This window comes from Pseudomonas sp. A0308 (assembly GCF_044218815.1).
Classification (GTDB): domain Bacteria; phylum Pseudomonadota; class Gammaproteobacteria; order Pseudomonadales; family Pseudomonadaceae; genus Aquipseudomonas; species Aquipseudomonas iridis.
Map to the genome: position 1 here is coordinate 2,320,589 of NZ_CP162581.1, position 26,877 is coordinate 2,347,465.

23 protein-coding genes are annotated in these 26,877 nt (G+C 59.6%); 8 read left to right on the plus strand and 15 right to left on the minus strand.

All coding sequences use genetic code 11. The features are described 5' to 3' along the window. Window positions 1-130 precede the first annotated feature (130 nt). From AB4P92_RS10895 to mreB, 6 genes are all read right to left on the minus strand, one after another. A complete protein-coding gene (locus AB4P92_RS10895; protein ID WP_042557653.1) occupies window positions 131-3,937 on the minus strand; it encodes a YhdP family protein in 3,807 nt (1,268 codons plus the stop codon). A 75-nt stretch (window positions 3,938-4,012) separates the two neighbouring features. Next, the gene (rng, locus tag AB4P92_RS10900; protein WP_042557652.1) at window positions 4,013-5,470 is read right to left on the minus strand and encodes a ribonuclease G; all 1,458 of its coding nucleotides are present in this window, start codon (window positions 5,468-5,470) and stop codon (window positions 4,013-4,015) included. 57 nt (window positions 5,471-5,527) lie between these two features. Beyond that, window positions 5,528-6,124, minus strand: a complete 597-nt coding sequence (locus AB4P92_RS10905) for a Maf family protein (protein WP_395599356.1) — start codon at window positions 6,122-6,124, stop codon at window positions 5,528-5,530. A 36-nt stretch (window positions 6,125-6,160) separates the two neighbouring features. Then, entirely contained in the window at window positions 6,161-6,652 is a 492-nt protein-coding gene (mreD, locus tag AB4P92_RS10910; RefSeq protein WP_042557650.1) for a rod shape-determining protein MreD, read from the minus strand. After that, window positions 6,652-7,776, minus strand: coding sequence for a rod shape-determining protein MreC (gene mreC / locus AB4P92_RS10915; protein WP_395599666.1), 1,125 nt, complete (start codon window positions 7,774-7,776; stop codon window positions 6,652-6,654). Before mreC ends, mreD begins: the two co-directional genes overlap by 1 nt. Before the next feature lie 140 nt (window positions 7,777-7,916). After that, window positions 7,917-8,954 (minus strand): rod shape-determining protein MreB, encoded by a 1,038-nt coding sequence (mreB, locus tag AB4P92_RS10920; protein ID WP_002555108.1) that lies wholly within the window; start codon window positions 8,952-8,954, stop codon window positions 7,917-7,919. A 211-nt stretch (window positions 8,955-9,165) separates the two neighbouring features. Here mreB and gatC point away from each other — a divergent pair, with 211 nt between their 5' ends. The 6 genes from gatC (at window position 9,166) to AB4P92_RS10950 (ending at window position 14,383) form a co-directional block, all read left to right on the plus strand. Next, on the plus strand, window positions 9,166-9,453 hold the full coding sequence (gatC, locus tag AB4P92_RS10925; RefSeq protein ID WP_007901429.1) for an Asp-tRNA(Asn)/Glu-tRNA(Gln) amidotransferase subunit GatC: 288 nt from the start codon (window positions 9,166-9,168) through the stop codon (window positions 9,451-9,453). 16 nt (window positions 9,454-9,469) lie between these two features. After that, a complete protein-coding gene (gatA, locus tag AB4P92_RS10930; protein WP_395599357.1) occupies window positions 9,470-10,921 on the plus strand; it encodes an Asp-tRNA(Asn)/Glu-tRNA(Gln) amidotransferase subunit GatA in 1,452 nt (483 codons plus the stop codon). A 10-nt stretch (window positions 10,922-10,931) separates the two neighbouring features. Then, entirely contained in the window at window positions 10,932-12,377 is a 1,446-nt protein-coding gene (gatB, locus tag AB4P92_RS10935; protein WP_042557647.1) for an Asp-tRNA(Asn)/Glu-tRNA(Gln) amidotransferase subunit GatB, read from the plus strand. A gap of 149 nt (window positions 12,378-12,526) precedes the next feature. Beyond that, entirely contained in the window at window positions 12,527-12,901 is a 375-nt protein-coding gene (locus tag AB4P92_RS10940; protein ID WP_042557646.1) for a septal ring lytic transglycosylase RlpA family protein, read from the plus strand. A 46-nt stretch (window positions 12,902-12,947) separates the two neighbouring features. Further along, window positions 12,948-14,009: a calcium/sodium antiporter gene (locus AB4P92_RS10945; RefSeq protein ID WP_261736805.1), complete on the plus strand. Its 1,062-nt coding sequence runs from the start codon at window positions 12,948-12,950 to the stop codon at window positions 14,007-14,009. Beyond that, window positions 14,006-14,383: a carboxymuconolactone decarboxylase family protein gene (locus AB4P92_RS10950; RefSeq protein WP_042557645.1), complete on the plus strand. Its 378-nt coding sequence runs from the start codon at window positions 14,006-14,008 to the stop codon at window positions 14,381-14,383. Before AB4P92_RS10945 ends, AB4P92_RS10950 begins: the two co-directional genes overlap by 4 nt. Window positions 14,384-14,468: 85 nt before the next feature. On the opposite strand, the gene AB4P92_RS10955 is transcribed toward AB4P92_RS10950, so the two are convergent. The 5 genes from AB4P92_RS10955 to kdgD form a co-directional block, all read right to left on the minus strand. Further along, window positions 14,469-15,410: an AEC family transporter gene (locus AB4P92_RS10955; protein WP_042557644.1), complete on the minus strand. Its 942-nt coding sequence runs from the start codon at window positions 15,408-15,410 to the stop codon at window positions 14,469-14,471. A gap of 174 nt (window positions 15,411-15,584) precedes the next feature. Beyond that, the gene (gene garD, locus AB4P92_RS10960) at window positions 15,585-17,138 is read right to left on the minus strand and encodes a galactarate dehydratase (protein WP_047299765.1); all 1,554 of its coding nucleotides are present in this window, start codon (window positions 17,136-17,138) and stop codon (window positions 15,585-15,587) included. An 11-nt stretch (window positions 17,139-17,149) separates the two neighbouring features. After that, window positions 17,150-18,622: an MFS transporter gene (locus AB4P92_RS10965; protein WP_155418713.1), complete on the minus strand. Its 1,473-nt coding sequence runs from the start codon at window positions 18,620-18,622 to the stop codon at window positions 17,150-17,152. Window positions 18,623-18,672: 50 nt separating this feature from the next. Further along, window positions 18,673-20,118: an aldehyde dehydrogenase family protein gene (locus tag AB4P92_RS10970; RefSeq protein ID WP_261736762.1), complete on the minus strand. Its 1,446-nt coding sequence runs from the start codon at window positions 20,116-20,118 to the stop codon at window positions 18,673-18,675. A 60-nt stretch (window positions 20,119-20,178) separates the two neighbouring features. Then, complete coding sequence (gene kdgD, locus AB4P92_RS10975) at window positions 20,179-21,090, minus strand: 5-dehydro-4-deoxyglucarate dehydratase (RefSeq protein ID WP_042557640.1); 912 nt, start codon at window positions 21,088-21,090, stop codon at window positions 20,179-20,181. Window positions 21,091-21,360: 270 nt separating this feature from the next. Between kdgD and AB4P92_RS10980 the strand changes: the two genes are divergently transcribed. Further along, the gene (locus AB4P92_RS10980; RefSeq protein WP_042557639.1) at window positions 21,361-21,735 is read left to right on the plus strand and encodes a hypothetical protein; all 375 of its coding nucleotides are present in this window, start codon (window positions 21,361-21,363) and stop codon (window positions 21,733-21,735) included. A 193-nt stretch (window positions 21,736-21,928) separates the two neighbouring features. Next, on the plus strand, window positions 21,929-22,273 hold the full coding sequence (locus AB4P92_RS10985; protein ID WP_395599358.1) for a hypothetical protein: 345 nt from the start codon (window positions 21,929-21,931) through the stop codon (window positions 22,271-22,273). 7 nt (window positions 22,274-22,280) lie between these two features. Here AB4P92_RS10985 and AB4P92_RS10990 read toward each other — a convergent pair whose 3' ends face one another. The 4 genes from AB4P92_RS10990 to AB4P92_RS11005 form a co-directional block, all read right to left on the minus strand. Next, a complete protein-coding gene (locus AB4P92_RS10990; protein ID WP_047299761.1) occupies window positions 22,281-23,027 on the minus strand; it encodes a FadR/GntR family transcriptional regulator in 747 nt (248 codons plus the stop codon). A 188-nt stretch (window positions 23,028-23,215) separates the two neighbouring features. Next, complete coding sequence (locus tag AB4P92_RS10995; protein ID WP_395599359.1) at window positions 23,216-24,943, minus strand: ABC transporter ATP-binding protein/permease; 1,728 nt, start codon at window positions 24,941-24,943, stop codon at window positions 23,216-23,218. A gap of 96 nt (window positions 24,944-25,039) precedes the next feature. After that, a complete protein-coding gene (locus tag AB4P92_RS11000) occupies window positions 25,040-25,600 on the minus strand; it encodes a response regulator transcription factor (RefSeq protein ID WP_042557635.1) in 561 nt (186 codons plus the stop codon). After that, window positions 25,593-26,855: an ATP-binding protein gene (locus AB4P92_RS11005; protein WP_042557634.1), complete on the minus strand. Its 1,263-nt coding sequence runs from the start codon at window positions 26,853-26,855 to the stop codon at window positions 25,593-25,595. The genes AB4P92_RS11000 and AB4P92_RS11005 overlap by 8 nt, the downstream gene beginning before the upstream one ends. Window positions 26,856-26,877: the final 22 nt, after the last annotated feature.

A 26,877-nucleotide genomic window follows, 5' to 3' on the forward strand; every position in this document is an offset into this window, starting at 1 on the left:
CTCCTGATCTGCGATCAACATATTCCACTGTAGGAGCTGCCGAAGGCTGCGATCTTTTGATCTTGATCGTTTAAAAGCAAAAGATCGCAGCGTGCCGCAGCCCCTACAGATTGGGCTAGCCTCATGCTACTCAAAATGGCTTGTCGAAAGTGATTTTCGGCTCTTTCCACGGGCCCTTAACGGTGTATTTCACACTGGCAAAGCGTGAAACACGGTCGCCGATGAGCTTGTCGATCAGGAACAGCGCCCCGCCGACCGCTGGAGCCCCCACGATCAGCGCGGCGATCGGCAGGTTGTTGGTCACCGGCAGCGTCACCAGCAACTTGGCGTCGACCTGTTCAGCCACCAGGTCCAACTTGCCGTTGAGCTCAATATTGCTCGATGGCCCGGTCAGGCGAATTGGCTCTTTGGTATCGTAAACACCGTTGGTCGCCACCAGCAGGCCTTTGACCCGGTCATAGCTCAGACCTTTGCCAAACAGGTCGGAAAAGTCCAGGCGCAAACGGCGGCCAATGGAGTTGAAATTGAGCAGGCCGAACACTCGCAAAGCCTGCGCGCCGCCTTCTACCTCGACAAACTGGCCCTTGTTCAGCGACGCATCGAGGGTGCCGGAGAAACGCTTGGTCGCCAGCCACGCCGGCGAACCCGGCCAGCGGCCATCGACATCCATGTGGAATTCTTCGCTGGTCACACTCGGTGCGAAGCCCCAGCCTTTGAGGACATCGGCGAGGTTCTTGCCGCCGATCCGCCCCTTGAACCAGCTAGTGCTGGAACCCGGTACACCCTCCCAGCCGCCATTGCCCTGCAACAGGATGCCTTTGAGCCCCATGTCGAGATTGTTCATGGCGATCCCTCTGCTGGTGGGGCGGATCTTCAGCGACCAGCCACCGACCAGATCCTGGCCCAGGAACAGTTGATTGATGGTGATATCCAGCGCCGGGATTTTCGTTGGATCGACAGACGCCAACGGATCAGGTGAGTTCTCGTCAGCCTGCACCGTCGGATCCGACGCCGGCAGTCGCACGTACTGCAGGTTCACCGCAATCGGCGCGTTTTTGGCGTCTGGCAGGCCAGCAGTGCCTTTGGCCTGCTGACTGTCGAGCGCCAGATTCCACGCCCCCGGTTTGCGATTCAGCTGGACCGAGGCCTGATCCAGCGTCGTGCCGAATGCCGTCAGTTTGCCAATCTTGAAATCGGCACTGCTCAACAGTTGCTTGGCATTGCCGCCCGGATCCTGTCCGGCGTATTTGCCAACCAGATCCTGCCAGGGTGCGACGTCCAGCTCCGACAGCACACCGCGAACACGCAAACCCTTGGCACCCGGCAACACGGCTTCGCCTGCCCCGAGGAACAACTCACCGCGCCCCTGGGCAAAATCAGTCGGCGGCGCAGCAAAGGTAAAACTGGCCAGTTGACCGTAACTGACCCAATAACGCCGCTCCTGCCCTTGCAGGGTCATGCGGAAAACGGTGTCTCGACCGACATCCGCCGCCATGCCAAACGGTGCTGGCAGATCGACCGCAACACCTTTGAGATTGGAGCTGACCATCAACTGGCTGTCGTTACCGTCCAGATTCAGTTGCAACTGATAGGGAATCGTCCCGGACGCTGGCAACGGTTGGGTGACACCGAGCCAGTCAGTCAGTTTCTTGACTTCGACCTGCCCCGACGCAGCGACCCGGGTCTTGAGCTGGTTGGCGCTGCCATCAGCGAAAATCTGCGCAGTGACTGGCTTGTCGAACGCTCGGGCAGCGATATTCTGCCCGCTGAGACCCTTGGCGCTGTCGAAACGGAAATCACCCTTGAGCTGCGTCAGCTCCAGTTTCGGCTCCGCCAGCTTCAGCCGCGCGTTGGCGGTCTTGAAGTCGACGACGATTTTCGGCTGGTCGCCACCCTTGTCCAGCGGCACGTCGAGTTTGAGCTTGCCTTGCAGATCGCCCGCGCCTTCCCAACCGGCAAAGGTTTCACCGGTGCCGATCGGTGCATCCTGAAGAATCTTCAAACCGTCCCCCAGACCACCCGCGAACGCGCCGTCGAGGTACATATGGGTATGTTGTCCGGCCGGGACATGGGGAATATTGACGAAGACGTTGCTGACCTGGGTGTCGAGCAATTGGCCTTTGCTGGCCCAGATCCGCACGCCGCTGTCCTCGATGAACACGTCGCCACTGACCTTGCTGACATGCGGCCAACCTGGCTGGAAGGCCAGTTCGGCGTCATGCACCTTGAAGAACAGACTGATGCTGCGATCAGCCTCCCCGGCGTTCTTGCTCAGCGAGCCTTGATACTGAAAGAAACCCTGATCCACCGCGCCCTTGAGAATCGCCGTACGTAGCCATTCATCCAGCGCCGGGCTCAACACTTCGGGCAAGTACTTGGCGGTATAGCGGCCGTCGCCGTCAACCAGACCGACCCGCAGGTCCATGTAGTCTTCCTGGCTGTGATCGAAGTGCAGGCGAATCAGGAAGTCACCGGCAATCTTGCCCTCTTCGCCCAGTACCTTCAGATACGGTGCAATCAGGGTGAAGCCGTCCTTATCAAGCTTCCAGGTGAGGCGGGCGTTGGCCTGAATGTATTGCCATGGCTTGGCGAAAATCGGATCGAGGTGCAGGACGAAATCCTTGCTGTCCATGCGCAACTCACCCCCATCGAGGTTGCCGCTCAGGCTACCGCTGACATTCCGCGCCGCCGGAGCGCCGTGATAGGCATCAAAACCTACGGAATCGAGGTTGGCAGCGAAACCGAATTTGGTTCCGTCCGTGGCATTCGGGCGGAAATCCAGCAGGACATTGCGCAGGCCGCCGGTGACTTTCAGGCGCTCCACGGCTGTGGCGACACCCTGCGGCAACGGCCCCAGCGCGTTGAGCAGTGGGGTGATGGGGGTCAGGTCGAGGCGATCAGCCTGTAAGTGCCAGAGCTCCTCGACCTTGTCAGTGGCCCGGGTCTGCTGCACTTGCACCCGCGATTCCCAGCGGGTTTCACCGACATTCATCGCCAGCGAATCGAAAGTAACCGTCGCGCCTTTGGCACTGTTTTCGTAATAGGCGTTGAGCGCCAGATTGTTGATCTGGATCGGCTTGCGCTCGGCGTAAGCACCGCTCAGTTGCGGGGCATTCAAACGAATCGCGGCACTTTGCAAAGTACCCTCGGCCCAGTTCACCCAAAGCTCGCCGCCGGCTTTGATCTCGGAGAAATTCCACTGCTGGGTCAGACGCTCCGGCAGCCACTTCGACCAGTCGCTTTGCGGCAGGCTGGCGTAGCCCTCCACCGTGCTGTCGCGTAACTGACTGGGGCGAATCCGCGTGCGCAGGCTCAACGCTACAGGTTGGCCGTCAGGCAAGGTCAAGCGTGCGTCAAGGCGTTGCCGACTGGCACCGGTCTTCAGATTGAGGCCGACATAGGTGAGCGTCATCGGTGGGTGATCGAGCGGCTGCAAGGTCACCTGACTTTCGAGCACCGACAATTGCTGGATCATCTGCGAGCGGTTGAACAGTTGCTCGGGATCCAGCGGCTGATCCTTCTGCACCGGCAAACCTTCCAGCGCCCAGGTGCCGTCCTCGGCTTCCTTGAGGCTGATTTTCAAGCCATTGAGTTCCAGATGAGCGATGCGCACTTCTCGGGCCAACAGGCTGGCCCAAAGATCGGGCACCGCCCGCACACGATCGAGGCGCAAGGCATTGGCGCCGTCGCCGACCATCACATCATGGGCCAACAGGATTGGCGCAAAACCGCTCCAGCTGCCTTCCAGTTCGCCAATCTGCAACGGCATGCCGAGGGCGGCGCTGGCCTTGTCTTCGATGTCGGCTCGATATTCGGCCACCAACGGCGTCAGTTCGCGGCCGAGACTGACGTACAACGCCATCAACACCAGAACCAACGCGCACAGGCCCAGCCCCCAACGGGTGAGTGCGGCCAAAATGCGTGTCAGACGGTCCATGTCAGTTGGCTCCCATGGCAAAAATACTGCGAAAAGCTGAGGCCAGCCGCTGTGAAAAAAGGGTGATGCAGGGGTTCAGAGCAGCACCACGTCATATTGTTCCTGGGAATACATGGTTTCCACCTGGAAGCGTATGGTGCGGCCGATGAACCCTTCAAGCTCGGCGACATTACCGGATTCTTCATCAAGCAGCCGGTCCACCACTTTCTGGTTCGCCAGCACCCGATAACCCTCGGCCTGATAGGCCCGGGCCTCACGAAGGATCTCGCGGAAGATCTCGTAACAGATGGTTTCCGCAGTCTTCAATTTGCCGCGACCCTGACAGCAACTGCACGGTTCGCACAACACTTGCTCAAGGCTTTCGCGGGTGCGCTTGCGGGTCATCTGCACTAGGCCCAACTCGGTAATACCGATGATGTTGGTCTTGGCGTGATCGCGCTCCAGCTGTTTTTCCAGGGTTCGCAGAACCTGGCGCCGGTGCTCTTCATCTTCCATGTCGATGAAGTCGATGATGATGATCCCGCCCAGATTGCGCAGGCGCATCTGCCGGGCTATCGCGGTCGCCGCTTCGAGGTTGGTCTTGAAGATGGTTTCTTCGAGATTGCGATGACCAACGAAAGCGCCGGTGTTGACGTCGATGGTGGTCATGGCTTCGGCCGGATCGACCACCAGATAGCCACCGGATTTCAGCGGCACTTTGCGCTCGAGCGCTCTCTGGATTTCGTCCTCGACACCGTACAGATCGAAAATCGGCCGCTCGCCCGGATAGTGTTCCAGTCGATCAGCGATTTCCGGCATCAGTTCGGCGACAAACTGCGTGGTTTTCTGGAAGGTTTCCCGGGAATCGATGCGGATCTTCTCGATTTTCGGATTAACCAGATCACGCAACGTGCGCAAGGCCAGGCCGAGGTCTTCGTAGATCACGCTCGGCGCGGCGATGGTTTTGATCTGTTCGTTGATCTGATCCCACAGGCGCCGCAGGTAGCGGATGTCCATGAGGATCTCATCGGCCCCGGCACCTTCGGCGGCGGTGCGCAGAATGAAGCCGCCGGCCTCCTTGATGCCTTCTTTGGCGACACAATCGGTGACCACCTGCTTGAGGCGATCGCGCTCGGCTTCGTCTTCGATTTTCAGGGAAATGCCAACGTGGGCGGTGCGCGGCATGTACACCAGATAGCGCGATGGAATCGACAATTGCGTCGTCAGTCGCGCACCTTTGGAACCGATCGGATCCTTGGTGACTTGTACCACCAGGCTCTGGCCTTCGTGCACCAGCGAGCTGATGCTTTCCACCGCTGGGCCTTCGCGCAGAGAGATTTCCGCGGCATGAATGAACGCCGCACGATCGAGGCCGATGTCGACGAAGGCTGCCTGCATACCCGGCAGTACCCGGACAATCTTGCCTTTATAGATGTTGCCGACGATCCCGCGCTTTTGCGTGCGCTCGACGTGGACTTCTTGCAGCACACCGTTTTCGACCACCGCCACGCGCGATTCCATCGGCGTTATGTTGATCAGAATCTCTTCACTCATGGCAGGATCTCGTTCAGGCGTGTTCACGATAATGGCCGCATCTTGTTCGTACGACGCTTATTGCGCGTTCAGGTTTTGCCAACAGGGTATGCCGAAATGGCCCAACAGTTCTGCGGTTTCGCAAACAGGCAGCCCGACCACCGCTGAATAGCTGCCATTGAGCCCCGCGACAAACACCGCGCCGAGCCCTTGAATGCCATAACCACCGGCCTTGTCCCGGGGTTCACCGCTGGCCCAGTAGGCAGCGGCCTCCTCGCGGCTGATCGACCGGAACCGTACCAGACTGCGCACCACCCGCGACTCGCAGCGCTCGCCTTCGAGCACAGCGATGGCTGTCAGCACTTCATGTTCTTTGCCGGACAACATCATCAGCATGGCGCATGCGTCGGCTTCGTCCACCGGTTTGCCAAGAATTTTGCCATCGAGCACCACAGCAGTGTCGGCGCCCAGAACGCAAAACGGCGCAGCCGATACAACCGTGCGCCGCCCCGCCTCGGCCTTGCCGCGCGCGAGGCGTTCGACGTAGGCCGCAGGTGATTCTTCGGGGAATGGCGTTTCATCGATGTCCGCACTGATGGCGGAAAAAGGAACGCCGATCTGCGTGAGTAACTCACGTCGACGCGGCGATCCGGAGGCGAGGTAAAGCAGTTTCATCAAAACATCCCCTGTTCAGTGCCCTGCTTCACCGGCTCAATTGATTTTGTAGCGGCGGCGTAATCCACGCAAAGCGAAGCTGATCCAGGGCCAGAGCAAGGCACTGGTCAGTGCCGGCAGCACCAGCGCCAGGGTTGGTTGACGGTTACCGGTCAAGGCACTGAGCCACAACTGCACCAGTTGCGCGAGCCCGAAAATCACCAGAATCACCAGGCACTGTTGCCACATCGGGAACATGCGCAGGCGCTGTTGCAATGACAGCACCAGGAAAGTAATAAGGGTAAGAACGAGCGCGTTCTGCCCAAACAGATCGCCTTGCAACACGTCTTCGGCCAGGCCCAGGCAGAATGCCGTGACCATACCGACCGCGTGCGGCATGTAAAGCGCCCAGAATGTCAGCAGCAAGGCCAGCCACAGCGGGCGCAGGATTTCCATGAAGATCGGTAACGGCGAAACGCTGAGCAATATGCCGACAACGAAGGTCAGCCAGATGATCCAGCCATTTCGGGAGGCTTTGACACCGACCATTATTCTCGTCCCCCAGTGGTGGCTGGCGTCGTTGCCGGCGGTTTGGCAGGTGGTTTGCTGGCGGCAGGAGAAGACGCCGGGGGCTTGGTCGCCGCCGGTGCGGCCGCAGGCGGCTTGCTCGCGGCGGGTTTGACCGGGGTCGCGGCTGGCGTCGTAGCGGCCGGCGCTGGCTCGGTAGCCGGAGCAGCAGGCGCCGGCATGACCAACGGTCGGGAAACCACAGAGGCCGGCATCGGACCGCCGCCATGGGCATCCAGCGCTTCTTGAGCTTGCGCGGCGTCGTTGGCGCGTTCCTCGGCGGTGCGCGAGTCGCTGAACACCAGCAGCAGGTAGCGGCTGCGGTTCAAAGCAGCGGTTGGCACGGCCCGGACGATCGCGAACGGTTGGCCCGAGTCATGGATCACTTCCTTGACCGTCGCCACCGGGTAACCGGCCGGGAAGCGCTGGCCAAGACCGGAGCTGACCAGCAAATCGCCTTCCTTGATATCCGCCGTGTCGGCGACATGCCGCAGTTCCAGGCGTTCAGGGTTGCCGGTGCCGCTGGCAATCGCCCGCAGACCGTTACGGTTCACCTGCACGGGAATGCTGTGAGTGGTGTCGGTCAGCAGCAGTACACGGGAGGTGTAAGGCATCAACTCGACCACCTGCCCCATCAAACCGCGCGCATCGAGCACCGGTTGACCGAGCACCACGCCGTCGCGCTCACCTTTATTGATGATGATGCGATGGGTGAAAGGGTTGGGGTCCATGCCGATCAATTCGGCCACTTCGACCTTTTCGTTGACCAGCGCAGAAGAATTGAGCAACTCGCGCAGCCGAACGTTCTGCTCGGTCAGCGCGGCAAGCTTTTGCATGCGGCCCTGATACAGCAGGTTTTCGGTCTTGAGTTTTTCGTTTTCGGCGACAAGCTCGGTGCGACTGCCGAACTGACTGGCGATACCGTCCCACAGCCGTCCGGGCAGGTCGGTGATCCAGTAGGCGTCCATCAACACCAGCGACGCTTGTTTGCGCGCGGGCTTGAGCAGGTCGAAGCGGGCATCGACCACCATCAGTGCGACCGACAGCACGGCCAGCACCAGCAGGCGCACACCCAGCGAAGGGCCTTTGGCGAAAAGCGGTTTAATAAGCCGCTCCTCCCAGGCAAATGTTCTGTTTATTCATACGGCATCAAACCGGCCTGGATGAAGACTGACAGAAGATAAACGCCAACAGGCAGCACTGCAAAGTGCTGCCTGTGCGCTCACCCACGTATTGCCTCAGCGACTTATTCGCTCGAGAGCAGATCCATGGTGTGCTTATCCATCATTTCCAATGCACGGCCACCGCCGCGAGCAACACAGGTCAGCGGATCTTCGGCAACGATCACCGGCAGACCGGTTTCCTGGGCCAGCAACTTGTCGAGGTCACGCAACAGCGCGCCACCACCGGTCAGCACCAGGCCACGCTCGGCGATGTCGGAAGCCAGTTCCGGCGGCGATTGCTCCAGAGCACTCTTCACTGCCTGAACGATGGTGGCCAGGGACTCTTGCAGAGCTTCCAGCACTTCGTTGGAGTTCAGAGTGAATGCGCGTGGAACGCCTTCGGCCAGGTTACGACCGCGAACGTCGACTTCGCGAACTTCGCCGCCCGGGTAGGCCGTACCGATTTCCTGCTTGATGCGCTCTGCGGTGGATTCACCGATCAGGCTGCCGTAGTTACGGCGCACATAAGTGATGATCGCTTCGTCGAAGCGGTCGCCACCCACGCGCACGGATTCGGCGTAGACCACACCGTTCAGGGAGATCAGGGCGATTTCAGTGGTACCACCACCGATATCGACGACCATCGAACCGCGCGCCTCTTCTACCGGAAGGCCGGCACCGATCGCTGCAGCCATCGGCTCTTCGATCAGGAACACTTCACGGGCACCGGCACCGAGGGCCGATTCACGGATGGCACGACGCTCAACCTGGGTGGATTTGCATGGAACGCAGATCAGCACACGAGGGCTAGGCTGCAGAAAGCTGTTTTCGTGAACCTTGTTGATGAAGTATTGCAGCATCTTTTCGCAGACGCTGAAGTCGGCGATCACGCCGTCTTTCATCGGACGAATGGCAGCAATGTTGCCCGGCGTACGACCGAGCATGCGCTTGGCCTCGGTGCCGACAGCAACGACACTTTTCTGATTACCGTGTGTCCGAATGGCCACAACCGATGGCTCATTCAGAACGATACCGCGCTCGCGCACGTAAATAAGGGTGTTGGCAGTGCCCAGGTCAATGGAAAGATCGCTGGAAAACATGCCACGCAGTTTCTTGAACATGGGAAAGGGACCCTAGGCAACGCGTGGGTAAAAAAGTGCGGCAAACTCTAACAACGACAGGGATTTTGGGCAAGGCGCCAATATGTTAAATTGGCCGCTTTTCTGTGCACCAAGCCCCACAATCGCGGCCTTATGACCGTAGAAGTGCGGTAGTGTTCCGACAATCTAACACACGGACGCCGTCCGTTCTGTTTTCCACTGGAGAATCCCGATGGCACTAGAACGCTCCGACGTGGAAAAAATCGCGCATTTGGCCTGCCTTGGCCTTAATGATGCCGATCTTCCGCACATCACCTCGGCCCTCAACAGCATTCTCGGTCTGGTCGACGAAATGCAGGCTGTTAATACTGACGGTATCGAGCCATTGGCCCACCCGCTGGAAGCCAGTCAGCGCCTGCGCGCCGATGTCGTGACCGAAACCAATCACCGCGAGGCCTACCAGTCCATCGCACCAGCGGTCGAAAACGGCCTGTATCTGGTTCCGAAAGTCATCGACTAAAGGGAATGAGCCTGCAATGCATCAAATGACTCTGGCCGAGATCGCTCGTGGTCTTGCCGATAAAAAGTTTTCCTCCGAAGAGCTGACCAAAGTCCTGCTGGCGCGTATTTCCCAGCTCGATCCGCAGCTCAACAGTTTCATCAGCCTCACCGAAGAGCTGGCACTCGAGCAGGCGAAAGCCGCTGATACACGCCGGGCCAATGGTGAAAGCGGCGCCCTGCTGGGTGCGCCGATCGCCCACAAAGACCTGTTCTGCACCCAGGGCATTCGCACCAGTTGCGGCTCGAAGATGCTCGACAACTTCAAGGCTCCGTACGACGCCACCGTGGTCGCCAAACTGGCCGCTGCCGGCGCCGTGACCCTGGGCAAGACCAACATGGACGAATTCGCCATGGGTTCGGCCAACGAGTCGAGCTGGTACGGCGCGGTGAAAAACCCGTGGAATCTGGAACACGTGCCGGGCGGTTCGTCCGGTGGTTCGGCGGCGGCCGTTGCCGCTCGTCTGTTGCCAGCGGCCACCGCCACTGACACCGGTGGCTCGATCCGTCAGCCAGCCGCGTTCACCAACCTCACCGGCCTGAAACCGACGTACGGTCGTGTTTCGCGCTGGGGCATGATCGCCTACGCCTCCAGCCTCGATCAGGGTGGGCCGTTGGCCCGCACTGCCGAAGACTGCGCAATTATGTTGCAAGGTATGGCCGGTTTCGATCAGAACGACTCCACCAGCATCGATGAGCCTGTGCCGGATTACTCCGCCAGCCTGAACGAATCGCTGCAAGGCTTGCGCATCGGTGTGCCGAAGGAATACTTCAGCGCCGGTCTCGACCCGCGCATTGCCGAGCTGATCCAGAACAGCATCAAAGAGCTGCAGAAGCTCGGTGCCGTGATCAAGGAAATCAGCCTGCCGAACATGCAGCACGCGATTCCTGCGTACTACGTGATCGCGCCGGCAGAAGCCTCCTCGAACCTGTCGCGTTTCGACGGCGTGCGCTTCGGCCATCGCTGCGAGAACCCGGAAAACCTCATCGACCTGTACAAGCGCTCGCGTGGCGAAGGCTTCGGCCCTGAAGTACAGCGCCGGATCATGGTCGGTGCCTACGCGCTGTCCGCCGGTTACTACGATGCCTACTACCTCAAAGCGCAGAAGATTCGCCGCCTGGTGAAGAACGATTTCATGACTGCCTTTAATGAAGTCGACATCATCCTCGGCCCAACCACGCCGAACCCGGCCTGGAAACTCGGCGCCAAGAACAGCGACCCGGTCGCTGCCTATCTGGAAGACGTCTACACCATCACCGCCAACCTCGCGGGCCTGCCGGGCCTGTCGATGCCGGCCGGTTTTGTCGACGGTCTGCCGGTCGGCGTGCAGCTGCTCGCTCCGTATTTCCAGGAAGGCCGTTTGCTCAACGTTGCGCATCAGTACCAGTTGAACACCGACTGGCACACCCGCACCCCAACCGGCTTCTGAGGAGACACACATGCAATGGGAAGTCGTGATCGGGCTGGAGATTCATACCCAGCTCACCACCCGGTCGAAAATCTTTTCCGGTAGTTCGACCACGTTCGGCTCCGAGCCGAACACTCAGGCGAGCCTGATCGATCTGGGCATGCCCGGCGTATTGCCGGTGCTGAACCAGGAAGCAGTGCGCATGGCGGTGATGTTCGGTCTGGCGATTGACGCCGAGATCGGTCAGCACAACGTGTTCGCGCGTAAAAACTACTTCTACCCGGATCTGCCGAAGGGCTACCAGATCAGCCAGATGGAATTGCCGATCGTCGGCAAGGGCCACCTGGACATCGCGCTGGAAGACGGCACGGTCAAACGTGTCGGCATCACCCGCGCGCACCTGGAAGAAGACGCCGGCAAGAGCCTGCACGAAGAATTCAACGGTGCCACCGGCATCGACCTGAACCGTGCCGGCACGCCGCTGCTGGAAATCGTTTCCGAGCCGGACATGCGCAGCGCCAAGGAAGCCGTGGCTTACGTCAAGGCGATCCACGCGCTGGTCCGTTATCTGGGCATCTGCGACGGCAACATGGCCGAAGGTTCGCTGCGTTGCGACTGCAACGTGTCGATCCGTCCGAAAGGCCAGGTTGAGTTCGGCACACGCTGCGAGATCAAGAACGTCAACTCGTTCCGTTTCATCGAGAAGGCGATCAACTCCGAGATCCAGCGTCAGATCGAGCTGATCGAAGACGGCGGCAAAGTGATCCAGCAGACCCGTCTGTACGATCCGAACAAGGACGAAACCCGTCCGATGCGTTCCAAAGAGGAAGCCAACGACTACCGTTACTTCCCCGATCCGGATCTGCTGCCAGTGGTAATCGAAGAGTCGTTCCTCGGCGAGGTGCGCGCCACCCTGCCGGAACTGCCTCCACAGAAACGCGAGCGCTTCCAGGAGCAATTCGGTCTGTCGGTCTATGACGCCAGCGTTTTGGCCACCAGCCGCGAACAAGCTGATTACTTCGAGAAAGTCGCAGCCATCGGCGGCGACGCCAAACTGGCGGCGAACTGGGTGATGGTCGAGTTGGGCAGCCTGCTCAACAAGCAAGGCCTGGACATCGACGAGTCACCGGTTTCGGCCGAGCAATTGGGCGGCATGCTGCAGCGCATCAAAGACAACACCATCTCTGGCAAGATCGCCAAGGTTGTGTTCGAAGCGATGGCCAACGGTGAAGGCAGCGCGGACGAGATCATCGAAAAACGCGGCTTGAAGCAAGTCACCGACAGCGGCGCGATCTCGGCGGTGCTGGACGAAATGCTTGCGGCCAACGCCGAGCAGGTCGAGCAATACCGCGCGGCAGACGAAGCCAAACGCGGCAAGATGTTCGGCTTCTTCGTCGGTCAGGCCATGAAAGCCTCCAAAGGCAAGGCCAACCCGCAGCAAGTGAACGAACTGCTGAAAAGCAAGCTCGAAGGCTGACCACAATGGAGCCAGAGCCAAAGCCTGGTTCCGATCCCTGTGGGAGCGAGCCTGCTCGCGAAAGCGTCATGGCATCCAATAGAGATATTGAATGTGATGGCCTCTTCGCGAGCAGGCTCGCTCCCACATTGTTATTTGGGAACTTTCGAATGAAACACCTGCTAGGCGCCTGCGCCCTGCTCTCTTTACTCGCCGGTTGCGCCAGCACTGACATCATCGACCCGCATGGTTACGACCAGACCGGCGTCGCCTCCTATTACGGAGCCAAACACCACGGTAAACGCACCGCCAGTGGCGAAGCGTTCAACCAGAATGCCCTGACTGCCGCCCACCGCCAGCTACCCTTTGGTACCCGGGTCAAAGTCACCAACCTGAAAAACGATGAATCCGTCGTGGTCCGTATCAACGATCGCGGCCCGCACACCCGTGGACGCTTGATCGATGTGTCCCGCAAAGCCGCCGAACAACTCGGTATGCTGCGCAGCGGCACTGCACGGGTTCGTGTGCAGGCCCTCGACGACTGATGGAGCGCCCACCATTTTCGCCCTAGCCGATTTGCCTTTGATCAGCCTGATCGAACTGTTCGCCGGGCTGTGCCTGCTGATCTTCGGTGCCGAACTGATGGTGCGTGCGGCAGTGCGCCTGGCTGCTCGCCTGCATGTGCGGCCACTGATCATCGGTCTCACCGTGGTCGCGTTTGGCAGCAGTGCGCCGCAAATGGCCGTCAGCCTGCAAGCGGCACAGGCGCATACCCCGGACATTGCGGTCGGTAGCGTGATCGGCAGCAGCATCTTCAATATTCTGGTGACCCTCGGCCTGTCGGCGCTGATCATTCCGTTGCGCGTGTCGCGGCAGTTGGTGCGCCTCGACATTCCGCTGATGATCGGCGCCAGTCTGCTGGTGTTCTTGCTGGCCTGGAATGAAGAGCTCGGGCGCCTCGACGGCATCCTGTTGCTGAGTGCACTGGCGCTGTACCTCGGTTTGCTGTTGCGCCAGTCGCGGCATTCGGTACGACCGCATGCGGAACTCCCTGAAACGGCGCCGGCATCGTGGTTCGTCAGTGTGCTGATGATCATCGTCGGCCTGGCCATGCTGGTGTTCGCTGGACGCCTGTTGCTGGGCGCCGCTGTCGTGGTGGCCACTGACCTTGGATTCTCCGAGCGAGTGATCGGCCTGACCGTCGTTGCTGTCGGCACTTCGCTGCCAGAACTCGCGACGTCGCTGATAGCGGCTCTGCGCGGGCAGCGGGACATCGCCGTGGGCAACGTGATCGGGGCCAACTTGTTCAATCTGCTTGGGGTGCTTGGGCTTACTGCACTGATCGCACCGATGCCTTTGTCTGTCTCGCCCAATGCGCTGGATTTCGACCTGCCGGTGATGCTCGGGGTCGCCGTGTTGTGCCTGCCGGTGTTCTATTCCGGCTACCGCGTGACCCGCGTCGAAGGTCTGCTGCTGCTCGGTTTGTATCTGGTATACGGGCTGCACGTGGTGTCGTTCACCACCGGCATGCCACTGGCCGGCAAACTGGAGCAGTTGATGCTGTTTTACGTTCTGCCGCCGCTGCTGGCGTTTCTGCTGTTCACGTCCGTACGCGCCTGGCGCCGCCAACACCACAAGAGGGATATGCCATGACCGAATCGAAGAAGTCCGGGGTTGAAGTCCGCCGTCAGGTAATGGGCGATGTGTTCGTTGATCGTGCCTTGGGCAATGCCACCGAATTCACCCAGCCGTTGCAGGATTTCGTCAACGAACATGCCTGGGGTGGCGTGTGGAATCGCGAAGGTCTGCCGCTGAAAACCCGCAGCCTGATTACCCTCGCCGCGCTGACCGCGTTGAAGTGCCCGCAAGAGCTGAAGGGCCATGTGCGCGGTGCATTGAACAATGGCTGCACCGTCGAAGAGATTCGCGAAGCGCTGCTGCATTGCGCGGTGTACGCCGGGGTGCCGGCGGCGATTGATGCGTTTCGGGCGGCGCAGGAAGTGATCGACAGTTATCAGAAAAGCTAAAAGCTCGCAGCCTTAGGCAGCTCCTACAGTGAAATGCGCTCCCCTGTAGGAGCTGCCTAAGGCTGCGATCCTTTGATCTTGCCCTTCAGATCCACCCACCCCACTGCAAAATGAAGATCCCGAGATTGGTGGTAATCGCCGCCATCAACGTGGTCAGCACAATAATCGCCGCCGCCAGTTCATGATTACCCTGCGCCGCCCGGGCCATGACAAAACTGGCTGCCGCCGTCGGGCTGCCGAAGTACAGGAACAGAATCCCCAGTTCCGCCCCGCGAAAACCACATAACCATGCGCCAAGGGTCGCGAGCACCGGCAAGCCGATCATCTTCACCAGACTTGAGCTGAGCGCCATGTTGCCGCTCTTGCGCAGCGCCGCCAGCGACAGCGTGCCGCCAATGCAGATCAACGCCAGCGGCAAGGTGGTTTGCGCCAGATACTGGCCGGAGGTTTCCAGCCATCCCGGCAGACTGATCTTGAAGTAGGCAAACGGCGCCGCCGCAATCACGCTGATGATCAGCGGATTGCTGAACACACTTTTGCAGATGCTCCACGGGTCGGATTTGATCACCGGGCTGTAGACCGCCAGCACAATGGTCGAGAGCGTGTTGTAGAACAGGATCACCAGCGCCGCGAGAATCGCCCCAAGCGAAATCCCGTAATCGCCATACATGCTCGCGGCGAGTGCCAGGCCGATCACACCGTTATTGCCGCGAAACGCGCCTTGGGTATAGATGCCGCGATCTGCGCGCGGACACTTGAAAATCGCCCAGCCCCAAGCAACGGCAAAACTCACCAGCGTGGCAATCGAGAAGTAGATCAGCAGTGCCGGTTGCAACGCGGCGTGCAGGTCGGCATGCAGTATGCCGAGGAACAGCAGCGCCGGCATGGTGACGTTGAACACCAGCGACGATGCCGTGTGGATAAAGTTGTCGTTGATCCAGTCGATGCGCTTGAGCAGCACACCGAGAAACAGCATGGCAAACACCGGCGCGGTGATGTTCAGGGTTTCGAGGAAGATTGCCAGCATGCCGGGGAGCCTTGGGTGAGCGTCGTTAGGGGGCTAATGATAAGCCACAAGACCTCCGGCGTCTGTGGGATCGCCTTCGCGAGCAGGCTCGCTCCCACACTGGATCGCATTCGCACAGACAGAACGCGATCGAATGTGGGAGCGAGCCTGCTCGCGAAGAACGATAACCCGGTCTTAGGTAATCGGCGCCGGATTAAACAACGTAATGTCGTTATGCAGCTTGTGCTTCTCCGCCCACGTCTGCTGTTTGCCGCTGGCAACATCCAGGTAGTAGTGGAACAACTCCCAACCCAGCTCCTCGATAGTCGCCCTTCCGGTCGCAATCCGCCCGGCATCGATATCGATCAGATCAGGCCAGCGCTGCGCCAGCTCAGTACGTGTCGACACCTTCACCACCGGCGCCATCGCCAGCCCGTAAGGCGTGCCGCGCCCGGTCGTGAACACATGCAGGTTCATCCCCGCCGCCAGTTGCAACGTGCCGCAGACGAAATCACTGGCTGGCGTCGCACAGAAAATCAAACCCTTCTGCTTGAAACGCTCGCCTGGGCCAAGGACACCATTGATCGCGCTGCTGCCGGACTTGACGATCGAACCCAGCGACTTCTCGACAATGTTCGACAACCCGCCCTTCTTGTTGCCCGGCGTGGTGTTGGCGCTGCGATCCGCTTCACCCTTGGCCAGATAGCGGTCGTACCAATCCATCTCGCGCACCAGTTCCTCGGCGACGGTTTTGGTTTGCGCCCGAGAGGTCAGCAGATAAATCGCGTCGCGCACTTCGGTGACTTCGGAAAACATCACCGTCGCCCCCGCCCGCAACAGCAAGTCCGAGGCAAAACCCAGCGCCGGATTAGCGGTGATCCCGGAAAACGCATCACTGCCGCCGCACTGCATACCCAGGATCAGTTCAGAAGCCGGCACGGTTTCGCGGCGGCGCTGGTCGAGCTTCTTCAGACGCACCTCCGCCAACGCCATGATCTGCTCGATCATCTCGGTGAAACCGTGACTGGAATCCTGCAAGCGATACAGCCATGGATCGCTGAGATCGACCGACGCATCGTCCTCGTGCATCACCTGCCCGGCCTGCAATTTTTCGCAGCCCAGACTGATCACCAGCGCTTCGCCCCCCAGGTTCGGGTTGCGTGCCAGATTGCGCACGGTGCGGATCGGGATGTAGGCGTCGGTGGCAGTGATCGCCACACCACAGCCGTAACTGTGAGTCAGCGCCACCACGTCATCGACGTGCGGATACTTCGGCAGCAGCTCGTCCTTGATGCGTTTTACCGCGTGATCGAGCACGCCGGTCACGCACTGCACAGTGGTAGTAATGCCGAGAATGTTGCGCGTGCCGACGGTGCCGTCGGCGTTGCGGTAACCCTCGAACGTGAAACCTTCCAGCGGCGCCTGCGCCTGCGGCACCTCGGTGGACAGCGGCAGGCTGTCGAGCGGTGGCGCGGTCGGCATGCGCAGTTGATCTTCCTTGACCCAACTGCCGCGCGGAATCGGCTGCAACGCGTAGCCAATGATCTGGCCGTAGCGAATCACCTGGCCACCCTCGGCAATGTCCTCGAGGGTGACCTTGTGGCTCTGCGGCACGAAATCCACGGTCACCAGACCGTCCGGGAACTCGGTGCCGGCCGGTACGCCCTGGTCGTTGACCACAATCACTACGTTGTCCCGCTCGTGCAGGCGGATGTAGCGCGGCGAGTCGGAATGTTCAATCAACTGCATGACACCGCTCCTCAGGAATGCGCTTGAGACAATTTACCGCTGGCTTCGACACCGCCAGTGGTTGGCGGCTCTTTGAGCACCACACGTTTGATCGGGCCGACGATCACCAGATAGCTGAACACTGCCACCAGTGCGTTGGCACCCACGAACACCAGCGCCCATTTGAACGAACCGGTGGAGCTGATGATGTAGCCAATCACGATCGGCGTGGTGATCGAAGCGATGTTGCCGAAAGTGTTGAACAGGCCACCGCTCAGACCGGCGATCTGTTTTGGCGACGTGTCGGAAACCACTGCCCAACCCAGTGCGCCAACGCCTTTGCCGAAAAATGCCAGCGCCATGAAGCCCACGACCATCCACTCAACATCAACATAGTTGCAGGCGACGATGCTGCTGGAAACCAGCAGGCCAGCGATGATCGGTGCCTTGCGGGCGAAGGTCAGCGAGTGCCCCTTGCGCAGCAGGTAATCGGAAATCACCCCGCCGAGGACACCACCGATAAAGCCGCAGATCGCCGGCAACGAAGCGATGAAACCCGCCTTGAGGATGGTCATGCCGCGTTCCTGCACCAGATAAACCGGGAACCAGGTCAGGAAGAAGTAGGTGATGCCGTTGATGCAGTACTGGCCCAGATACACGCCGAGCATCATGCGGTTGGTCAGCAACTGGCGGATGTAGTCCCATTTCGGGCCATCGGATTTTTTGCCGCGCTGGTCCATGTCGACCATGCCGCCGTTATCAGCGATGTGCTTGAACTCGGCATCGTTGATGCTCGGGTGTTCGCGCGGGCTGTGGATAACCTTCAGCCAGATCAGCGAGAAGACGATGCCGAGGATACCCATGACGATGAACACGTGTTCCCAGCCGAAGCTGTAGACGATCCAGCCCATCAGCGGTGCGAACAACACAGTGGCGAAATATTGCGCCGAGTTGAAGATCGCCGAAGCGGTGCCGCGTTCAGCGGTCGGGAACCAGGCCGCGACGATGCGCGCGTTGCCGGGGAAGGACGGCGCCTCGGCCAGGCCCACCAGAAAGCGCAGCATGAACAGCGCAACAATCGCCGTGGACATGCCGAACTCACCGACAAAGCCTTGCAGCACGGTGAACAGCGACCAGGTGAAAATGCTCAGGGCATAGACTTTTTTCGAGCCGAAGCGATCGAGCAGCCAGCCGCCGGGAATTTGCCCGGCCACGTAGGCCCAACCGAATGCGGAGAAGATATAGCCGAGGGTGACCGCGTCGATGCCGAGGTCTTTTTGCAGGCTGGAACCGGCGATGGCAATGGTCGCGCGGTCGGCATAGTTGATCGTTGTCACCAGAAACAGCATGAGCAGGATCAAATAGCGGACGTGCGTCGGCTTTTGAGTCGGTTGCATGTAGATGTACTCCCACTGATTATTTTTATGCGCGGGTGAATCTTCTTTGGTCTGGCTTTTGTGGGAGCTGGCTTGCCAGCGATGCAGGCGACGTGGTGTATCAGTCACTCCGCGATGATGCTATCGCTGGCAAGCCAGCTCCCACAGGTATTGCTGGATCAGGAGCCGATGTAGCTGGTTTTCACGACCGTGTAGAACTCCTGCGCATAGCGACCTTGCTCACGTGATCCATAGGACGAACCCTTACGGCCACCGAACGGAACGTGGTAATCCACGCCGGCAGTCGGCAGGTTGACCATCACCATCCCGGCCTGGGAATGACGTTTGAAGTGGTTGGCGTACTTCAGCGACGTGGTAGCGATACCGGCCGACAGGCCGAACTCGGTGTCGTTGGCCATGGCCAGCGCAGCCTCGTAATCGGCGACGCGGACGATGTTGGCCACCGGGCCGAAAATCTCTTCGCGGCTGATGCGCATCGATGCTTCGCTGTCGGCAAACAGCGTTGGCGCGAGGAAGTAACCCTCGGTGTCGCAGGTCACCAGACCGCCGCCGCTGACCAGACGCGCCCCCTCGGACTGGCCGATGTCGATGTATTTCATGTCCTGTTCAAGCTGTGCCTGCGAAACCACCGGACCGATATCGGTGCCGGATTTCAGCGCGTGGCCGACCTTGATCGACTTCATGCGTTCGGCCATGGCTTCGACGAATTTGTCGTGAATCCCGGCGGTGACGATCAAACGACTTGACGCCGTGCAACGTTGGCCGGTGGAGTAGAACGCGCTTTGCACCGACAACTCGACCGCTTGTTTGAGGTCGGCGTCGTCGAGAATGATCTGCGGGTTCTTGCCGCCCATTTCCAGCTGGACCTTGGCCTGGCGCGACACACAGTTGACCGCGATCTGACGGCCAACACCGACAGAACCCGTGAAGCTGATGCCATCGACTTTAGGGCTGTTGACCAATGCTTCGCCGACCACACGGCCGCTGCCCATCACCAGGTTGAACACGCCGGCCGGGAAGCCTGCGCGGGAGATGATTTCGGCCAGCGCCCAAGCGCAGCCCGGTACCAGATCCGCAGGTTTCAACACCACGCAGTTGCCGTAGGCCAGGGCCGGAGCGATTTTCCATGCCGGGATGGCGATCGGGAAATTCCACGGGGTGATCAGACCGACCACGCCCAGTGCTTCGCGAGTGACTTCGACGTTGACGCCCGGGCGCACCGACGGCACGTAATCGCCGGACAACCGCAGGCATTCCCCCGCGAAGAACTTGAAGATGTTACCGGCGCGGGTCACTTCGCCGATGGCTTCGGGCAGGGTCTTGCCCTCCTCCCGGGCCAGCAACGTACCGAGTTCTTCGCGACGAGCGAGGATTTCCGAGCCGACCTTATCCAGCGAATCGTGACGAGCCTGAATACCTGAAGTCGACCAGGCCGGGAACGCTGCGCGCGCAGCATCGATGGCAGCGTTGACCTGAGCCAGATCTGCCTTGGCGTAGTCGCCAATGGTGTCGCTCAGCTCGGACGGGTTGATGTTGGCCGAGTAATCGGAACCGGCGACCCATTCACCGTTGATGTAGTTGTCGTAGCGTTTTGAATCAGTCACTGAAATCGCTCCTCACGCAAAAGGCCGCTGATTGCTCAGCGGCCTTGGTTTTGTCGGGTGTTATTGCGCACCTTGCTTGTCGATCAGCGCGGCGAGCATTTCGTACTCTTCGCCAGTCAGATCGGTCAGCGGAGCCCGCACCGGGCCCGCGTCATAGCCGGCGATTTTTGCGCCTGCCTTGACGATGCTCACGGCATAACCGGCCTTGCGGTTACGGATGTCGAGGTATGGCAGGAAGAAGTCGTCGATGATCTTGCCGACAGTGGCGTGATCTTCGCGGGCAATGGCGTGGTAGAAATCCATCGCGGTTTTCGGAATGAAGTTGAACACCGCCGAGGAGTAAACCGGCACGCCCAGCGCCTTGTAGGCGGCGGCGTAGACTTCGGCGGTCGGCAAGCCCCCCAGATAGCTGAAGCGATCACCGAGGCGGCGACGAATCGACACCATCAACTCGATATCACCCAGGCCATCCTTGTAACCGATCAGGTTCGGGCAGCGCTCGGCCAGACGTTCCAGCAGCGGTGCAGTCAGGCGGCAAACGTTACGGTTGTAAACCACCACGCCGATCTTCACCGATTTGCACACGGCTTCAACGTGAGCGGCGACACCGTCCTGGCTGGCTTCGGTCAGGTAATGCGGCAGCAGCAACAGACCTTTGGCGCCCAGACGCTCGGCTTCCTGTGCGTATTCGATGGCTTGACGAGTCGAACCGCCCACGCCCGCCAGAATCGGCACGCTGGTTTCGCAGGTGTCGACGGCAGTCTTGATGATTTCCGAGTATTCGCTGGCGGCCAGGGAGAAGAACTCACCGGTGCCACCGGCGGCGAACAGGGCCGAAGCGCCATACGGGGCCAGCCATTCCAGACGTTTGATATAGCCCGCGCGGTTGAAATCGCCCTGCGCGTTGAAATCGGTCACCGGGAAAGACAGCAGGCCGGCAGAGAGGATGGACTTCAGTTCTTGTGGATTCATTATTCGAACACCCTGGTAGCAACGTTTTTTGTGATTGGATCGTTCAGCTATTCGCCGAGGTTGTAGGTCATCGTACAACTTAAAAAATAACCGTCAACTGGATTTCATCGTTGCGAGGGCTTTTTTGTCGGACAAAATTGTTTTCGAAGGCGCGCCGCAGCTTTGCAATAAATGGAAATAGACGGTTTAAAACGAGACAGGCGGGATTCTCGTACCGTGCAAACCCGCCGTGAATGGATCACGGCACACCTCGCATGGAGAGCGCCCCCGATGGATTTTGCCCCACCCGAACTCCCGCAGTTTCTGCCTCATTCGCCTGAAACGGCAACCGTGAACCTGTCGGCATTAAGCGACGAACTGATCGTGCAAGTGCCCGATTCCAGCGATTTTGCGGCGAATTGGAGCGTCTACGCGATTCTGGGCGATGACCCCGAGGAGCCCGAATGGGCGAGCGAAGAAGTCAACACTGGCACCTGGGAAGACGCCGAGGACGAGATGGAAAAGCTGACGGGTATCGAACTGCACATTCCGAAAGAAGCGCTAATACCGTACCTGCACAGGGAAATTGAACTGCGCTACAAGTTTCTGGACGAGTCCAGCATTGAGCCTTTCTCTGAGCCGCTGACGTTACAAATCGAGCCCTGATTCAGGACGCGTTTGAAGGTCCGGAGCCCCGTTTCAAAGCGACCACCGTTCGTCGGAACTGGTATTTCTTACAGGTGCGAGCCACGTTTGATCCCTGCCCTAATTGCCATGGAGCGAACGAACCGGCTCCAGGGCGCAATGCATTCAATGCGCTCATTCAAGGGTTTGAATTCACAGAAAAAGGGATTTGATCATGACTGCACAAGAAAAAGCGCTGGAAGCTCCTTTTCTCAAAGAGGCCGTAGAAGGCGTACTTTACGTCGACCAACTCAAAGAATATGCCCACGGGCAAGTGGTGATTTCATCAGCCAGTTTAGAAGACAAGATCACTTTTAAGGTATGGACGACTACCGGTAACAATTGGAGTGAAACAAAAAGCGCGGAATCAGCACCGTCGGTAATGGTATTCGATATTCCCGCAGACATTTTTACAAAAAATATGCAACCAGGGGCCGGTGCTAACCTTCAATACTCCGTGAAGAGAGGGAAACAGGATCTAGGGGAGTCCCCAGCTACGAAGATCCGGCTCGAAAAATAACCATCCATCACCCCTGCGCTTGCGCCTCTTCGTGGGCCTGGCGCAGTCTTTCGCGGCTGTTGGTCAGGTGCAGACGCATGGCCGCACGCGCTGCATCGGAATCCTGACGGGCAATGGCTTCGTAGATTTCTTCGTGCTCACGACTCAAGCGACTCATGTAATGCTGCTGATCATCATGGGCCAGACGCGCGGAATTCAGCCGCGTGCGCGGAATGATACTGGTGCCCAGGTGGGTCATGATGTCGGTGAAATAGCGGTTGCCTGTGGAAAGGGCGATTTCCAGATGGAAAGCGAAGTCGGAGGCGACGGCGTCACTGGCGTGGGAAACGCTGTCGTTCAGCGCATCGAGCGCAGCGCGCATCGTCGCCAGTTGCTCGGGGCTGCGACGTTGCGCGGCAAGCCCGGCGGATTCCACCTCAAGGCTGATGCGTAATTCAAGAATGGCCAACACGTCACGCAGGGTGACGACGGTGGCCGGATCGATCCGGAAACCACTCGGGCTCGGTGTGTCGAGCACAAAAGTGCCGATGCCATGGCGGGTTTCTACCTGGCCTGCGGCCTGCAACCGGGAAATCGCCTCGCGCACCACGGTGCGGCTGACGCCATGGGCTTCCATGATCGCCGACTCGGTAGGCAATTTATCGCCACGCTTGAGCAGGCCGTCACGGATTTGCTCGCTGAGCACCGTCACCAATTCCTGAGCCAGGCTGCGGCGCTTGCGTGGGAAGCGCGGGGTGTCGATCAGGTTTTCCATGGTTGCATCTTGTCTCGAAAGTTCGGCTTGAGCGCATCATAGCTCAACCGGGTTGTACGATCACTTTCCTTCATATTTGTCCCCTGTGGGAGCTGGCTTGCCAGCGATGGCGTCAGATCAGTCCGCTCTACACTGACTGCTCGGCCCTCATCGCTGGCAAGCGAGTTCCCACAGGGATTGTGTGGCGATCAAGCAGTTACTGTTTGCTCAACCAAGTGGCCGCTGTCGATTCGCACATGCCGTGGGTGGAACCGCTTGAGGCTGCTGCGGTGACCGACACTGACAATGCTCAAACCCGGCAACTGATCGATCAGTGCCTGGTACAGCGTGGCTTCGTCTTCCTCGTCCATCGCCGAAGTCGCTTCATCCATGTACAGCCAGTGCGGTGCATAAAGCATCGCGCGGGCGAAGGCCAGGCGCTGCTGTTCACCGGGCGAGAGCATCCGCTGCCAGTGGTTGGCTTCATCCAGACGGGCGACCAGATGCGGCAAGCGGCAGGTTTCCAGCACTTGCGCGTAACGTTCTGCTGAATAGGTGTCACCCGCCTGTGGATAACTCAAGGCCTCGCGCAGGGTGCCGATCGGCAGGTACGGTTTTTGTGGCAGGAACAGATAACGCGCCGCCGGCAGCCGAATGCTGCCGTGCCCAGCTGGCCACAAGTGCCCCATCGCCCGCAACAACGTCGACTTGCCGCTGCCGGAACGGCCGCTGAGCATCACGCGATCACCCGGTTCAACGGTCATGTCGGCGTTGGTCAGCAAGTGACGACCGTCGGCCAGATCGAGCCCCAGGTTGTGGACTTTCAATTCACTGCCCTGATTCTGCACATCAATGGCCGGCGCACGTTGTTCATTGTCGGTCATGGCTTGACGGAAACTCAGCAGACGATCACAGGTGGCGCGCCAGGAAGCGAGGCTCTGGTACGCACTGATGAACCAGCTGAAGCTCTCCTGAACGTTGCCGAATGCCGAGCTGATCTGCATCAGCTCACCGAGTTCGATCTTGCCGGAGAGGTAACGCGGTGAGGCCACGATGAACGGGAAGATAATCGCCGCCTGGCTGTAACCGGCGGTGAAGAAGGTCAGGCGCTTGGACACTTTCATGATGTCCCAGAAGTTGTGCCAGACATTCCCGAAGCGAGCGCTCAACCGACGATTTTCGTTCGGTTCGCCGTTGTACAACGCAATGCTTTCGGCGTTCTCGCGAATCCGCACCATGGAAAAGCGCAGGTCGGCTTCGAAGCGTTGTTGCTGGTTGTTCAGGCCGATCAAACGACGACCGATCAAATGCGTCAGCCAGCTACCGACCACGGCGTAAACCAGCACGCACCAGAACATATAGCCGGGAATAGTGATGCCAAAGACTTCGATGCTGCCCGACACGCCCCACAAAATGATCGAGAACGACACCAGGCTGACAATATTGCGCAGCAGCCCGATACCCAGTTCAAGGGTGTTGGAGGTGAAGTTATTGAGGTCTTCGGAAATTCGCTGGTCCGGGTTATCGGTATAACCGCCCTGCTCCAACTGGTAGTAGTTCTTGTCGGCGAGCCAACGGGAGAAATGCTTTTCAGTGAGCCAGGCCCGCCAGCGAATCGTCAGCATCTGGGTCAAGTAAAGCCGGTACACCGCTCCGACAATCGCGACCGCCGCTATCGCACAGAAATACAGAATCAGCTGCCAGAACGCCGCCTCGTCCTTCTTTTGCAACGCGTTGTAAAAGTCCTTGTACCAGGTGTTAAACCACACCGAGATGCCCACGCTGAGCAGCGAGAGCACTATTACCGCAATCAGCAGCGTCCAGGCCTGGACCTTCTCTTCACTGCGCCAATAAGGCGTGATGATCGCCCATACTTTGCGAAAAAACTGCCCGCGCACAGCATCGTTGACCGCGGAGTATTCAGCGTTCTGATTCATGGATAAGGCTCAATATAGATAAGAACAGACACGCACCGATCATAGATGATCGGCGCGTTTCATCGCGAGGGCTGGCGATGGTCGTTCAGCGCTGGTTCAGCGACGAACCGGGCGCTTCTGCAGTTTGCGCTGCAGGGTGCGGCGGTGCATGCCCAATGCGCGGGCAGTGGCGGAGATGTTGCCTTCGTGCTCGGTGAGCACGCGCTGGATGTGTTCCCACTGCAGGCGGTCGACCGACATCGGGTTTTCCGGCACCAGGCTGTCGAGGTCGGCGTGCTCGGAGAGCAGCGCGGCCAGAACATCGTCGGCATCGGCCGGTTTGCACAGGTAGTTGCAGGCGCCGCGCTTGATCGCCTCGACAGCGGTGGCAATGCTCGAATAACCGGTAAGGATCACCACGCGCATTTCCGGGTCCAGTTCCAGCAGCTTGGGCAGCAGCACCAGACCGGAATCGCCGTCCATTTTCAGGTCGAGCGCGGCGTAGTCAGGGATATCGGCCTGCGCGATGGTAATGCCCTCTTCGGCAGAACCTGCAGTGCTGACGCGAAAGCCGCGGCGGGCCATGGCACGGGCCATCACTCGGGTGAAGGTCGCGTCATCGTCGACCAGCAGCAAATGCGGCAGTTCTTCGCCTTCGACTTGGATTTCGTCACTCATGTTGGTCTCCTCGGGCGCCGTGGGGCAGGCGCAGCTCGGTGAGCGTGCCGCCTTCCTCATGACTATAGAGTTTCACTGAGCCGCCGGCGCGTGTCACGCTGGCCTTGCTCAAAAACAGGCCCAGGCCGAAACCTTTGCCCTTCGTGGTAAAAAATGGTTTGCCGATCTGCTCGGCGATGGCCAGTGGCACACCGGCGCCGTGATCGCGAATGCTGATGGTCAGGTTTTCCGTGTCCCAGTCCAGCGTCACTTTGAGGTTTTCCGGGCAGGCATCGGCAGCGTTGTTGAGCAGATTCAACAGGGCCTGGGTCAGATCCGGCGGCGGCGCCATGCGCGGCACCGTGCCCTGACCGAGACAGTGGAAGCGATAACTGGCTTCCGGACGCATCAGGTGCCAGCGGTTCAGCGCTTCGTCGAGCCAGACGGTGACGTCCTGCATCTCCACCGCCAGACGACGATTCGCTTCGGCGGCGCGCACCAGTTGCTGCAAGGTCTCCTTGCACAACTTGACCTGATCCTGCAGCACTTTCAGGTCGTCCTGCAGCAGCGGGTCGGGATGATCCTGCTGCATCTCCTTGAGCAACACGCTCATGGTCGCCAGCGGCGTGCCCAGTTCATGGGCGGCACCGGCAGCTTGCGTGGCGACGGCGAGCAATTGCTGATCGCGCAGGCCTTCTTCGCGACGAATCGCACGCAGCTCTTCCTGACGACGCAACTCTTCAGCCATGCGCGCAGCGAAGAAAGTGATCACTGCCGCCGCGAGGGCGAAGCTGAGCCACATGCCGTAGATCTGCAGGTTTTCGCGGGCGACCGGCAGGGTTTCCAGCGGGTAGAACCGCGTCAGCATCACGGTGTACAAGGCCAGCGCGATGCCGGACAGGATCACCGAATAGCGCCATGGCAGCGTCACCGCAGCAATGGTCAGCGGCACCAGATAATAGGAAACGAACGGGTTCGTGGAACCGCCGGAGAAATACAGCAGCGCGCTGTGGATAACCAGATCACAGGCCAGTTGCAGGGCGTATTCCAGCTCGGTCACCGGCCATGAAGTACGCAAGCGCACCGCGGTGAACGCGCACAGCAATATCGAGCAGCCGAGGGTCATCGCCAGTTGCACCCACGGCAACGGCAACAGCTCCAGCCAATAGGCCAGACCTACGGAACCTGCCTGCGCGGCGAGCACCAGCGTGCGGATGAAAGTCAGCCGCCAGAGGTTCTGGCGAGTGGCGGAAGTCAATTGTACGGGGGCGAGCATGAGCTCTCCTGATGAGCGCTCC